Source organism: Pantoea sp. nfd-35 (assembly GCF_056892255.1).
Genome location: NZ_CP122403.1, coordinates 2,406,316 through 2,419,924 on the forward strand (window position 1 = coordinate 2,406,316; position 13,609 = coordinate 2,419,924).

Here is a 13,609-nt window from a genome sequence, read left to right on the forward strand (position 1 = left end):
ATTGTATGAAAAGCACGACAGATCTCAATATGGTAAACGCCTATATCCCCGGCCAGGTCGACGTGGGACCGGTCACCGCCGCGATGATTCAACGGCGCGATGCGCTGCTCGGCCCGGCCTATCGCCTGATGTACGAGCATCCCTTACATATCGTACGCGGTGAAGGCGTGTGGCTCTTCGATCCTGAGGGCCGTCGCTATCTGGATATTTATAATAATGTCACCTCGCTTGGGCACTGCCATCCTGCCGTCACCGAGGCCATCTGTCAGCAGGTTCAGACGCTGGCAACAAATACCCGCTACCTGCACGACACCATTCTGGAACTGGCCGAACGCCTGCTGGCCACCGTGCCGGAAACCGCGCTTGCGCATCTGATGCTGACCTGCACAGGCAGTGAGGCCAATGACCTGGCTTACCGTATTGCCAAAGTTCGTACCGGGGGCACCGGCATTATTGTGACCGAGACGGCCTATCACGGCATCACGGACGCGGTGTCTCAGTTTTCGCCCTCTTTAGGCACGTCGGTGGATCTTGGCGCCCATGTGCGCCTGATTCCTGCCCCACGGCTTTATCATGCTGAGGGAGCCGATCTTAGCGAGCGCTTCACGCGCGACGTGGAAAACGCAATCGCCGACCTGCAGCGTCACGGCATCAAACCCGCCGCGCTGATCGTCGATTCCTTGTTCACCAGCGATGGCATCTTGCCTGGTCCGGTGGGCTTTATGAAAGGTGCAGTTGAAGCCATCAAGCGGGCCGGTGGCGTGTTTATTGCCGATGAAGTTCAGCCCGGCTTTGGGCGCACAGGCGAGACAATGTGGGGCTTCCAGCGCCACGGCGTTATTCCGGACATGGTGACGCTGGGCAAGCCGATGGGCAACGGTCAGCCGATTGCCGGCCTGCTGGCCACCGCTGACGTGCTTGCGGAGTTTGGTCAACGCTCACGGTATTTCAATACTTTTGCGGGCAATACCGTTTCCTGCGCAGCCGCACTGGCCGTTCTGAAAACCATTGAAAGGGATGGCCTGGTTGCCCATGCGCGCGATGTAGGCAAACAGCTGCTTGATGGCATAACCGCGCTGGGTAAAAAGCATGAGGCGATCGGTGATGTTCGCGGTGCCGGCCTCTTCGTTGGCGTGGAACTGGTTTCCGATCGTCTGTCGCGCACCCCGGATCGCTGGCTGACCAGTCAGGTGGTGAACAGAATGCGTCAAAAAGGCGTGCTGCTGAGCGCATGCGCAATGGGCCACAACGTGCTGAAAATTCGCCCACCGCTGGTCTTGACGGCAGATCAGGCGGGAATGATAATCGATGTCCTCGATCAGTCGCTGACAGAAGCGACGGCCGCCAGGGCTTCCCAGTCTGTTCTGAGGTAATCACCTGACCATGACGCACACTAAACCCCTCGATCGTACCGATATCAGAATACTTGAGCATCTTCAGCGCGAGGGGCGGTGTTCGATAGTGGAACTGGCTGAGGCGATCAGCCTCAGCCCCAGTCCCTGCCTGGCGCGCACCCGACGCCTGGAGCAGAGCGGAATTATTTCGGGTTACGCCGCCAGGGTTACGCTGAATAAACTGGGTAATAACCTGGTTGTGTTCTCCGAAATCACCCTGAACAGTCATTACCCGTCCGATTTTATCAAATTCGAATCCGGCGCCTGTAAGTACCGGGAGATTGTAGAGTGCTACAACATCAGCGGAGGCTATGACTATCTGTTGAAAATCATCGCCCCGAATCTTCACAGGTTTCAGGACCTGATGGATCGTTTGCTGGACGATGAGATCGGTATTGCCAAATTCGCCAGCCGGGTCGTTCTTCGGCAACCCTGGCAGTGGCGCGAAGAGCCACTGAGCGAGATTGCAACCGGGCAGGCAAGCTGGTCGTAGGGACTTATGGAGGCTGACGGCACGTCAAATCACAGGAAATGCGCCTGACCGTTACCCGCCTGTCGATAAGACCCGAGTTCAGGCCAAAAGCGCGATTTGCCCCTCATCAGGGGCGGACATTTCTGTGAGGGGTGCCGACTGTACTGGACGGTTGTTCCCCCTTCCCGGTCCGGCTTTGAAAACATCCTGTATGTCCACGTGCCCCTGGTGTAAGCCGACTGCCAGGCACTGCGAAACAGCGCGCCAGCAGCAGAACGGCGTTGCGACCTGTCCATGTGGTAATGCGATCAAAGACATTGCCGTACGGCGCCTTGAAGCATCCAAACGGACCACCCTGCAACGCATCTTTTCTGACAGCACGCCGATGCATCACACCGTCTCACGAGGCTTAAGGCCAGCATCGCCAACGGGATCACCGCGCCCGGTTTCTACGCCGTTTTTGGCTGATAAGAGCCCCTGTTGGAAGAGGGAGTGCAGTGCTATAGTGCCCTTTACGCTCAGCGCGCAGCAGAGGCTGACGTAAAGGCGCTGATCGGCTTTCTGCACCCTGTTAACCCCGGCTTTTCGACCGTAGCTGAGGGTGACTTTAGGGATGAGCCTGATGCAGCGGTATTATCCGCAATAAACCAGGCCGAACGTTAAGGCTTTGAGCGGTGAAAATGATCATGCGATATCAGATGGCTGTCTTGTTGTTTGCAGGAACAACCGCTGCGCTGGCAGCGCCCCCCGTTGCCAATGTCTGGCAGATCTATCAGGCTGAACTCGCTCGCCAGTGCCCAGCTAAACATCTTGAATGGCTCGCACCGGCTGACATTCGTGATGCGCTTGATGACTATCAATCCCATCTGAGTACCGGTTTACAAAGTGCGATGACGACCGCCGAACGTCACAGCTGCCGCGATGTGTCGGCAGGTGTGACATGTGACAATGTCGGTGACCTGGATATTGCCTGGAAAAACGACTTAATGCCCGCTGTTGCGGCCTCTTTTTGTCGCCGTTTTACGATGTGCCGAAAACAGTCGGACTGCGACAACCTTGCTGCACCTTAGCGCTCGCCTACCCGCCACCGACGCGAAACCTAAGCCCATGCCGGAATCCGCAGAAGCCTTGCGATCCTTTTTAAGACAATCAATAACTGCGCGCAACGGCGCAGACATCAACCGGCGGGGAAAATAGCGCCAGGGGCAGGCAAAAAAGGCCCACCACGCGTCATGCAGCGGCATGAGTTCGCCTGTCTTAACGTGAGGCAGCCGTCCGTTTTCGAACGTCGCGGTCACGCCCTGGCCTTTTAGGGTCAGATCGCTCGCACCAGATACACCGTTAACCCCAATAAACAGTCAGGCGTCCGGGCGCATCCATGCGAACCGTTTCTCCGTTGCGCGCGAACGTGGGGAAATCCTAGATTGATGCCGCCTGCCCCGGCACCGCCATTCAACGCGGGGCGCACTGAGGTCAGGCAAGGATGACAACGTGAGATAACCCAACCGGCTCAGACAAAACGCCATTCAAAGCCGTTTGCCGTTTTATTGATATAACCGGCGGAACTTCGGGCAAAGTGAGCGCTGAACCATAGCGCCTGATTCTCGACAGCCCATTCCATCGCCCAGCGGCGTTGAACTTCAGCCTGCTCTGCATTGGCACAAAAGCGTGAGGCCAGATGAGGCTGCCTGACCTGAAGCTCATTATGCATCAGGTCACCGCTGAATAAGGCATATTCCCCCGCACTGTGCAGGATAATCGACGCATGATCGTGGCTGTGCCCCGGCGTCGGGACAACGCGTAACACTTCTGCGAAATGCGGCGTTTGACTCACATCGAACGTCTCAAGTAAACCGGCATCGATCACCGGGTTAAAGCTGTCTTCTAAAACCGTTTTTCTTGCCGGATCGTTTTGCCAGCTTTTCAGGCCAATAGCGGAACAGTGATAGCGCGCATTTTTGAAAAATGGCGTCCACTTGCCTTCAACCTGATGAGTATTCCAGCCAACATGGTCGCCATGCAGATGGGTGAGCAAAACGATGTCCACCTCATCGGGATCAATGCCTGTCTCGCGAAAACGTTGTTCATAAGGCGTATCCAGTTGGTGGGAAAGCGGAGAGCCGGGACGCTCACGTCCATTACCACTCGCTGTATCAATGACAATGACGTTATCCGGCGTCCGGACAATCCAGCTATGCACCGAAAGCGCGATATTTTCAGGAGAAAGGCCGTCCAGCTGCTGGTCTGGATATAGCATGCTCACAGATAATGACGCCTCAAGTTCAGAAACCTTGAAGACGTCACAGTCACCCACGCGATAGTTCGATTTCTGTTTCACAGTAGCCCCTAAGACAGGATGAAATGATGCTTTTGATGATTATGATTGAATCGTATCAGCTGGAAGAGGTTATCCCTGCAAAAATCTCATCGCCCCGCCCTCTGTGCTAATCAGTCACCAGCCGGGCTATGTTTTCGCCCAAATCTAAAAGAAAGGCCTCTCGCGACGGATGTGAATCGGTTACCTGCGGAGGCAAGGTATTCATGAAGGTAAAATGCCCGGCCTCTTCCATCACACAGAGATAAGTCTGCGTGTAACCCTCCAGTGCCTGTTTAAGAAAGCAGGCCTGGGACGGGGGCGTCAGGCTGTCCTTTTCACCTGCCCAGATGTGAACAGGTACGTTCACCGCTGCCAGCGCAGACGGAACCTGGAAAAAATCGGCGGGCGGTGCCAGTAAAATAAGTCGATGCAACATCCGGTCGCCTGCGAAAACAACCGATTCCCCAGCGCTTGTCATCGCTACAGCCCCGGCATTCAGCAATAAAATCACGCTACCCAGGGAGTGGCCAACACCGGTAACCGACGCATAACCGCTACAAAATTCATTCTGAGCCCGCGCAAGCCGCTGGCAGCGTTCCAGTAATTCAGCTCTGGTGGGCACGGGTGAGGTCAACCGTTCAAAGTGTGGCGCGACAACGGAAACGCCATGGCGGGCAAAGGTCTGGAGAAGTTCAAGATGGCGCAGCGGACTGCCGCCCAGCCCCGCAGCAAAAAGGATACAGCGCGTCGCCTCCTTAACCTGCAATAAGGTGACGCCAAACGCCTCTTCCCCATGTTTGATCCGAGACGTTTCAGTAAGATCACTTTTGTCCATCAAAACGCATCCCGCTTAACCGATTGTCAAAAATATTAACAGGCTCTCGCCACCTTTACGCGTTGGATGCCGTTCTGCCACACAGTAAACCCCGGCTTCGTGAATTATGACTGGTCAGGACATTGGGATGAAACGTCATTGAGCCCCTCTGCATCCTGAGTAAATGATTTGAAGTGCTGGCGATCGTCAATTTTTACCACATAAATTGAATCAAAATCCGCTGACGGCCAGTCAGGTACAAGCCCCGCATCTCCGCCCGTTTTTTCAACAAGTGTCCGGGCAGCAATGACCAGATTTTTATGCTCCCAGGCGATCATGGTCAGCGGAACGCGTTTCTCATTGAGAAGGTCAGAGACCAGTTTACGGGGTTTATCCGCGTGAAAGCGCAGTCTTACAGGCCTGGAAACCTGCACCGCCAGAGGTATCAGCGTGGAGAGTGGCCGCAGCGAACTCCCTGTTTTATCCTCTTTCGGTGCAGAGGCGTAAAGCGCATCCGGGTTTCCATAGCGGCTCAGCAACACTGCAGGAAGTTTCAAGGCCCGATTAAGACCTTTGCAGGTCAGTTGACCACTTGCGTTGTCGGGTTTTTCGCCATGACGAAAAAAAACATAGGTACTGTCGGCCTCAGCACTCAAGGGGACAAGGGCAGTACACGCAAACATTAATGCCAAAAATTTCTTCATCATGACGTCCTGTGAGTCATAAATTCGCCAGTAAGGGCCTGATTTCAGAGCAGTTCACCAACAACAGATTAACGATTGATGAACGAATGAATCCGCTGACTGGCTGCACAAGTGCGCCAGACACAGGCACAATAGCGCTTATGCCCCGTCCGGCGCATCTGTATTCTGTGCGCTGTCACCCAAGCGAGCCGGGTTGCGACCTGGCCTCCTGGCCGTTCATCTCCGAATCGGTCAGCGTCGCTCTGACATGCGGCAAACTCTGCGGATAATGTTGCTGAATAAACTCAATCATTTTCTCACGTACGTAACAGCGTAAATCCCAGGCCGTGGGAGAGTTCTGTGCGGTCATTAACAACCTGATGGTCATGGTTTTTTCGCTGGTATCGGTGACCTGGAGCACCTGCGTCTGCTGATCCCAAAGCCTCGTTTCACTGAGTACTTTTTCAAAATGCTGGCGGAGAGGTTCCAGCGGCATGGAATAATCCACGTAAAGAAAAACCGAGCCGAGTATTTGCGCGTTATTCCGCGTCCAGTTCTGAAAGGCATTTTCGGTAAAGTAGGTAATGGGCAGAACCAGTCGGCGCAGGTCCCAGATACGCACGACAACGTAGGTCAGATTGATCTCCTCAATCCAGCCCCACTCTTTTTCCACGACCACGGCATCGTCAATTTTTATCGGTTGCGTGAAGGCAATTTGGATTCCGGCAAACAGATTCACCAGCGACTTCTGCAGGGCAAAGCCAATGATGATTCCGGCTACGCCAGCACCCGCCAGAATCGTCGTGCCAAATTTACGCACACCCGGAAAGCTCAGCAGAATCATGGACAGACAGAATAACACCAGGATGACGATGGCGACCTTTTTGACATACATTAATTGCGTACGAATCTTGCGGGCGCGAAGGTTATTCGACAGATTAATGTCATAACGGATAAAGAGCATATCCTGCGCCACATTCGTCAACCGAATCAATACCGAGCAGACCGACAGGATAATAAAAATATTGGCGGTGGCGGTGATAAAATTCAGGGATTTTGGGGGGATATTAATATAATTCACCCCGATATTGATGAGCAGTAGGGGAATAAAAAGAAACAGGGATCCACGTAGATGCTTTTCAAGCGATTTGAACAGTTTTCTATCGCGATTTTGCCAGTAGCGAATAAACACAAAAAGAACAAATCGGGACAGAAAGCCCACAATTAACGAAAAGATAACCAGTAAAACCGCAGGCACCCAGGTTGGCACCCCTGAGAACTCATCAAAGATCAACGACATCATTTTCCCTTCTCAAGCAATCGACAGCCTTCGGCTGTATGAAAGGTCACTAAAATCAGTAACCGCTGTTTTCTCGGTTATCTGCGAACGACGTGATTACGTATAGTAGTCTATGAAAAATTTGACCCACTGCCTCTTTAATCGGATAAAAACCGCGTAAGGCGGCCATTTTTAGCGGCGTTGTGTTCATAACCGACTGAAAATAAGACTTATTTACTTTCGGGCAAGTAAGATATCGCCATCGGCTTCACTCAACCGACATGCTCTGCTGGTAGCGGGGGAAATACGCGAAAGCGCAGCAAGGCCTGGCTTCGGTGCAAAAGCATTGCCGAGCGAGACAGGCACGATTGCCGCACAACCGCAACGTCAAACGCAAAGCCGTCATCTTGCAGAAGGCAAACACTCCTACCCGTCAGTGGAAAAAGGGGTTTTCCCGGGGGAAAGCATACTCCCGGCGCATCACTCACGCCTGCGGTGGGCGACGGGCAGAACGATGTCGCTTTGGCAGGGCATATTACGTTGAGCAGGTCCACTTAGGGTGCAGCGGACCTGGCAGAGCAGTGTCGTTATCCCGTTAACGCAGACGAACCTGCTCAAGGTCAGCCAGTAAGCCGGGCCCCTGTGGCTCCCAGTCCAGATCCCTGCGGGTGATTGCAGCCGAAGCAGACATGTCCTCTGCAACAAATTTGCTCAACGCGCCAAAGTGTGCTGATGCTTCACTCGCCTCAATGCGTACCACCGGCACATCAAGCACCTGTCCAATCGTTTCGGCAATGCTGCGCAGGGGAATACCTTCTTCTGCTACGGCATGATAGCGCCTGCCCGCCAGATTTTTTTCAAGGGCGAGGACATAAAGCCGTGCAGCATCACTGATATGTACTGCCGACCAGCGGTTCTGACCCTCGCCCACCCAGGCCGAGACGCCCTTTTGCCGGGCCGTTTCAATCAATGAGGTCACTAGCCCTTGTTTCAAGGGATTATGCACCTGAGAGAGCCGGATGACGGCAACATTGATCCCTTTTTCTAAGACCGCCATTGCGCCCCGTTCTGTCGCCTTACGCGGATTGCGGTGTTCAACGTTAACGTGGTTTTCAACTGCCAGGCTGCCAGGCCCTGCTGAGCCCAGCGCGACGGCGGACGTGACGATCAGCGGCCGCTGCGTTCCCGCCAGGGCTTCACCCAGCGCCTCAACCACCAGCCTGTCTTTTTCGCATTGGGCGACAAACGTGGAAAAATCATGATTAAACGCTGTGTGAATAACCCCGTCGCTTAGTGACGCGCCGCGCCGCAGGCATTGAAGGTCGTTAATGTCGCCAAAAAAGGGTTCGACACCCGCAGCAGCCAGCACTTCCGCGCCTTTTTGGCTTCGGGTCAGCCCTGAAACCTGGTAGCCGGAGGCAATAAGCTGAGCGGCAACCGCGGTGCCGATAAATCCCGTCGCGCCGGTAAGAAAAATTCGCATCCTGTTCGTCCTTACTGTGAATCAGCCATCATTTAACAACCCGATGCAGCTAATTTAGACGGGAGGCGTAATACATTCTATGCTGGAACGTCGCTGTTTTATGTCCGATCGTCCGGAGCAGACTATGGACCCGCTATCACAGTTGTTATCGCTACTCAAAACTGAAAGTTACGTTTCAGGCGGTGTTGTTCTTGATCCTGCACAGGCAGTCCAGTGGCCCGCTCATGACGGGGTCAAATGCTATGCCGTCGTGTTTGGATCCTGCTGGCTGTCCGTTGAGGGACTGGCAGAGCCCGTCAGGCTCACCGCTGGAGAGTGTTATCTTTTACCTCCCGGCCCCCCTTTCAGACTGGCAACAGACTTAACGCAAAAACCGGTCGATTTTCAGACCGTCCGGACTGAAATGATTTCCGATATCGCAACCAAAACGCACGAAACGTCAGGTTGTTTTCTGGTAGGCGGGCATTTTTTACTGGCTGGCCGCGCTGCACGCCTGCTTTTGCATTCCTTATCACCCGTGGTGCATGTTCACAGAGACGCAGATAAAAAGGCGATGTATTGGGCACTTGAACGGATGGCTCAGGAAGTGCGCGCCCCTCAGCCGGGCAGCGAGCTTATCGTGCAGCAACTGGCTTTTATGCTGGTCATACAGGCCCTGCGATTGCACGCCGATGACAGCACAACTCCCCGCACTGGCTGGCTCTTTGCTCTCCGCGATAAAAAGCTGAGCGCGGCGATAGCCTGTATGCACGATGCCCCCGGACAGGGCTGGACAGTGGAAACGCTCGCCACGCAAGTGGGAATGTCACGTTCGGCGTTCGCACAACACTTTAGCCAAACCGTGGGTATGGCTCCTGCTGCCTATCTCACCCAGTGGCGAATGCTGTTGGCCTGCGACCGCTTACAACAGACTGATGACTCTGTACTGCATATTGCCACCTCGCTGGGATACGAGTCAGAAAGTGCATTCAGAAAAGCCTTTAAGCGCGTCATCGGCTGCACACCTGGAAAATTCCCCGCAGGGTAACAGGTTCAAGCCTGCCCTGGCAGACGGCAACAGACGGGAATGTTGGACATGATGCGAGACGATCGTCGCGGTTGGCGATCGTCTCGCGGTTATTTGGCCGGGCAGACAGACGCTTCAAGTTTGCCCCGCCGATCCCACCGGCAGGCAAGCAGCCACAGCAGCGCCGTCACAATCCAGCCGATGATCCACGAGATGTCATTGCCGGCAAAGATCCAGGTCAGCGAACCATGATAAAGCGGGTTATCGATAAACGGCAGTTGCACCAGCACGCCCAGAAAGTAGACCGAAATACCGGCCCCGTTCCAGCGCCCATAGCGCCCGTCTGGCTGCGACAGCGCCGGGATATCTACTTTGCCATGGGTGATGAGATAAAAATCAGTCAGGCTTATCGCACTTCAGGGCACAAAGAAAGCCAGCAGAAACAGCAGGAAGTGCGTAAAGGATTTCAGGAAAGCCGGTTCACTCAGCAGGGCAATCACGCAGGCCAGCGTCACCATTGAGGTGACAAACATAACGCGCCCCGCCTGACTGAGCGAGGTTTGCTGGCGAAAACCCGACACAATGGTCGTCAGAGACATAAAACTGCCATAGGCATTTAACGTGGTGAACGTAATTTTGCCAAAGCAGATGGCGAAATAGATCACCATCGCCATGGTGGCGCTGCTGCCCAGACTCACAATATAGCCAACCTCATTGCCTGAAAAGGCCTTACCGGCGATCGCGGCAACGATCACGCCCAGGGTCATTGATGCCTGGGTGCCGGTCATGCTGCCAAAGAACACCGAGCAGAACAGCGTCTTTGCGGAAACATCGGCGGGAAGATAGCGCGAATAGTCAGAGACATAGGGGCAAAACGCAATTTGCCAGGAGGAAGACAGCGAGACCGCCAGCAGAAAGTTAGCCAGCGTAAAATGGCGATTCTGCCATACCGCCGATAAGTCGTGAGTGGAGAGCAGCGTGATGAATAAATAGGCAAAGGCCAGGACGCCGATCACGCTCGCCAGTTTCCCCAGTTGATGAATCACACGATAGCCCAGCACCGCAATTACCACAATAAGGGCGCTAAACACCACCATTCCGGTCGCGTTGCTGACGTGAATAAGCTTCGCCAGCGCCTGTCCCGCCAGCACCGTACCACTGGCAGAAAAGCCGACGTACATTATACAGACCAGCACCAGGGGAATGACCGCACCGAATACACCAAACTGCATGCGGCTGGTGATCATCTGCGGTAACCCCAGGCGCGGGCCCTGAATGGCATGTAACGACATGATGCCCGCCCCGATGATTTGGCCGACCAGCAGCCCAACCAGCGACCACACCACATCGCCGCCCAGAACCACAGCCAGCGCGCCCGTGACAATGGCGGTGATTTGCAGATTACCGCCAAACCAGAGGGTAAACTGGCTGAAAGGCTGCCCGTGACGTTCGCGCGGCGGGATGTAATCAATCGAACGGGTTTCTGACAGGCGCGGTTTCTCTGCGCCTGAATAATCTGCTGCAGGTGATTCAGCTGGCATAGTTTCCTCACTGGAACACAGCATACGCGGTGCGTTGAGACCTATTGTTGAACGGATGGATGTGTAAACGGTAGTACATGTATATACATGTAACGATACTGTCATGCGAGTTGAGAAGTTACAAGATGACGCGTCATTGGAAAATGTGATGGTGCAGGCAAGCCTGACAGGTGACCGCGCATCGCTTGCAAGCATGTCGGGCGTGAAAACGAACAATCGCACTGGCTCCTGCCCTCAACCCGTCAGATTGACGTATTGAAGGCAAAGCCGAGTACAGGCGAAACGCGCCACATGCCTTACCAGGTGTTAAATCCACAACAGCCAACACGGGAAAATTGCGATATGAATCGCCCTCTGGCTCCGTTCACAAACTGACTGGAGCCCTTATAAGGAGTCAGCCTAAACATAACGTTTGCCCGTTAGCCGCCCACCCAGCACACCGCCTCTGCGTTATTGGCATGCGTAACAGCCCGATGCTCAAAGTCGCTGCCTGGCCTTGAGTTGATGATCCCTTCAATCAATGGCCTTTGGGCGATACTGTTCGTTAAGCGCCTGAGCAATTGCCTCTGTTTCCGCATCAGGTATGCCGTTATCAAGCGCCGGTCTGAAGTGCATTTGAAACGCCTGAATGGTTTTTATAGTCTCCTCGTCCAGCACACCCGTTTGTGGAATAGCATCATATCCATAGGTTTTAAGTAGCACCTGCATTTTATGAACATTCACAGGTGCGGTTGGCAGACGACCGTTGAGATATTTTTTTATTTTCTCTGCTTCCGGCCAGGCCCCGATCCCCTGAGCAGCCAGTTGTTTCCAGGGAAACAGCTTACCGGGGTCTTGTTTTCGCAGGGGGGCGATATCACTATGACCGACTACGTTATCAGGGGTAATATTATAACGCTGGATAATGCGCCTGGACAACGCGACAAGCGCCTTGATTTGTTTTTCATCGTAGGGATACCAGGTTTTATGTCCCAACATATTTTCTGAAAAACCACGATTAACAATCTCAATACCGACAGAAGAATCATTGAGATTGACACGCCCATTCCAGTTACTGACACCGGCGTGCCAGGCGCGCTTATCTTCATGGACCAGTTGATAGATGAGGGGTTTATCTGCTGTATTGTCAGGCGACTCAGGAATAAGGTAATGGGCGCTGACATTATTACCTGTAAGAAGTTTTAACGATGTCGCGTTATCAGCGGCCGTGTAATGAAAAACCAGGAAACGAATACGTTCGTTTTGGGCGAGTGAAGAATAATCATGGCTCAGCGTATAGTCTTGCCTGTTTGCTTTTGACGAAATGCTATGGCTACAACCTGTAAGTGATAACAGTAAAAACAGGCTGGTAAGGATGCATCTTGCATTCTTTTTAATTCCCATATCAATTAAATCCTTTTGCAACATTTACTTTATCCTGATCGCTCTTTTATTCTGACGGAGGATAGAAAATTCAATCTCGCTCCTCTGATAAGAAAGCCTGTTTTCCAAAAACCACATAATGAATTCATTATCATTCTTCACGCCGATTTTTTTCATCACTCTCCGTTTATAATAACTGACTGCTTTCTCCGGCATACTCATCCATTCGGCTATTTGCCTTACTGTCATCCCGGTCATAAAAAACCAGGTAACCGCTACTTCATTTTCAGTAAATGTCAGACAACGTTTTGCATTATCCATAAAAGTCACAACCCCTCCACTGGAGCAATAATTTTTTATCTCTCCACAAACAACCAAAAAAAATATTTAATTAACAATCAACTTCAAATCCCAACCTGTCATTCATCATCCCAACGCCATATAAAAATGCCACCTTCCCTAACCTGGTGGTATTCAGTGAACGACTAGCCAAGATAATTCCGGATTGTACGTACCGGATTAACATGCCCCCCTCAACCCGGCATCATAATTTCTAAAAACGCCGCATTTAATTGATAGAAACCCTAAGCACGAAGCCACACAGAACAGATCTCCATTCTCAGAATATCGGATGTACTGTTTTTTTAGCCTCTCGCTATTTTCATATTCAATAAAGCGTTCATCTCAGAACATTGAGATAACAATTTTAGGACGTTACACAACCAGAAAGGATATTATCTGCGCCTGTCTGTAACTCATCCCCGCCAGTTACAGAAAGGCGCAGAATCCTCCGGCAATATCTTTCCCCCCTACAGCGGCCAAAAGCCCCCTTTTCCTCGCAACGTTTTGCCAGCACCGCCTCCAACGCCATAAACCTTCCCTGCACCTGCCCACTTACATTGCGGAGAGGAAGGCATATCGCCGGCACAGTGCCGAGAGCGTTCGCCAAAATATTCAAACCACGTACACCCGTTGGTTATTAATTGGATGAATCCTCGTTTTGCACTAACCCTCCCTCTCCTCAAGACTAAAAGAGGGACGGTTGGCGATGAACCAGAGAATAAGTTCCTTATTGTTTTTCACACCTAATTTACGCATCACCCTGCGTTTGTGGTAACGAATTTTCAGCACATCCATGCCTGTCCTGCACGCAATCTGCTGTAATTTCATTCCGGTCATGTAAAACCCTATTACGGCAATTTCTTTGTCCGTTAAAAAAACATTTTCTCCATGTTTCCCGATAACCCTAAGCACATGT

Annotated in this window: 12 protein-coding genes and 1 pseudogene; 4 read left to right on the forward strand and 9 right to left on the reverse strand. The window is 52.7% G+C overall.

The genetic code is table 11. The features are described from left to right. The first annotated feature begins 5 nt into the window (after positions 1 to 5). From P9J57_RS11170 to P9J57_RS11180, 3 genes are all read left to right on the forward strand, one after another. Complete coding sequence (locus P9J57_RS11170; RefSeq protein WP_078828655.1) at positions 6 to 1,373, forward strand: aspartate aminotransferase family protein; 1,368 nt, start codon at positions 6 to 8, stop codon at positions 1,371 to 1,373. 10 nt (positions 1,374 to 1,383) lie between these two features. Continuing rightward, positions 1,384 to 1,887, forward strand: a complete 504-nt coding sequence (locus P9J57_RS11175) for an Lrp/AsnC family transcriptional regulator (RefSeq protein WP_014605903.1) — start codon at positions 1,384 to 1,386, stop codon at positions 1,885 to 1,887. Positions 1,888 to 2,552: 665 nt separating this feature from the next. Then, positions 2,553 to 2,936 (forward strand): hypothetical protein, encoded by a 384-nt coding sequence (locus tag P9J57_RS11180; protein ID WP_015700368.1) that lies wholly within the window; start codon positions 2,553 to 2,555, stop codon positions 2,934 to 2,936. Between the two features lie 440 nt (positions 2,937 to 3,376). On the opposite strand, the gene P9J57_RS11185 is transcribed toward P9J57_RS11180, so the two are convergent. From P9J57_RS11185 to P9J57_RS11205, 5 genes are all read right to left on the reverse strand, one after another. Further along, on the reverse strand, positions 3,377 to 4,204 hold the full coding sequence (locus tag P9J57_RS11185; protein ID WP_013025685.1) for an MBL fold metallo-hydrolase: 828 nt from the start codon (positions 4,202 to 4,204) through the stop codon (positions 3,377 to 3,379). A gap of 106 nt (positions 4,205 to 4,310) precedes the next feature. Further along, positions 4,311 to 5,018: an alpha/beta hydrolase gene (locus P9J57_RS11190; protein WP_483279213.1), complete on the reverse strand. Its 708-nt coding sequence runs from the start codon at positions 5,016 to 5,018 to the stop codon at positions 4,311 to 4,313. A 104-nt stretch (positions 5,019 to 5,122) separates the two neighbouring features. Then, positions 5,123 to 5,704 carry a histidine phosphatase family protein gene (locus P9J57_RS11195; RefSeq protein ID WP_483279214.1) on the reverse strand — a complete coding sequence of 194 codons (582 nt, stop codon included), beginning with the start codon at positions 5,702 to 5,704 and terminating at the stop codon, positions 5,123 to 5,125. A 172-nt stretch (positions 5,705 to 5,876) separates the two neighbouring features. Continuing rightward, positions 5,877 to 6,980: a mechanosensitive ion channel family protein gene (locus P9J57_RS11200; protein ID WP_015700371.1), complete on the reverse strand. Its 1,104-nt coding sequence runs from the start codon at positions 6,978 to 6,980 to the stop codon at positions 5,877 to 5,879. A 574-nt stretch (positions 6,981 to 7,554) separates the two neighbouring features. Beyond that, positions 7,555 to 8,442 carry an SDR family oxidoreductase gene (locus P9J57_RS11205; RefSeq protein WP_174260741.1) on the reverse strand — a complete coding sequence of 296 codons (888 nt, stop codon included), beginning with the start codon at positions 8,440 to 8,442 and terminating at the stop codon, positions 7,555 to 7,557. Between the two features lie 124 nt (positions 8,443 to 8,566). Between P9J57_RS11205 and P9J57_RS11210 the strand changes: the two genes are divergently transcribed. Continuing rightward, positions 8,567 to 9,469, forward strand: coding sequence for an AraC family transcriptional regulator (locus P9J57_RS11210; RefSeq protein ID WP_420916628.1), 903 nt, complete (start codon positions 8,567 to 8,569; stop codon positions 9,467 to 9,469). A gap of 89 nt (positions 9,470 to 9,558) precedes the next feature. Here P9J57_RS11210 and P9J57_RS11215 read toward each other — a convergent pair. The 4 genes and pseudogenes from P9J57_RS11215 to P9J57_RS11230 all read right to left on the reverse strand — a co-directional run bounded on the left by P9J57_RS11215 (position 9,559) and on the right by P9J57_RS11230 (position 13,605). Next, positions 9,559 to 10,989, reverse strand: a pseudogene (locus tag P9J57_RS11215) (purine-cytosine permease family protein). A gap of 513 nt (positions 10,990 to 11,502) precedes the next feature. Next, positions 11,503 to 12,372: an N-acetylmuramoyl-L-alanine amidase gene (locus P9J57_RS11220; RefSeq protein WP_041931002.1), complete on the reverse strand. Its 870-nt coding sequence runs from the start codon at positions 12,370 to 12,372 to the stop codon at positions 11,503 to 11,505. Positions 12,373 to 12,396: 24 nt separating this feature from the next. Beyond that, entirely contained in the window at positions 12,397 to 12,672 is a 276-nt protein-coding gene (locus tag P9J57_RS11225) for a helix-turn-helix transcriptional regulator (RefSeq protein ID WP_104933353.1), read from the reverse strand. Positions 12,673 to 13,356: 684 nt separating this feature from the next. After that, positions 13,357 to 13,605, reverse strand: coding sequence for a helix-turn-helix transcriptional regulator (locus P9J57_RS11230; protein ID WP_013025676.1), 249 nt, complete (start codon positions 13,603 to 13,605; stop codon positions 13,357 to 13,359). Positions 13,606 to 13,609: the final 4 nt, after the last annotated feature.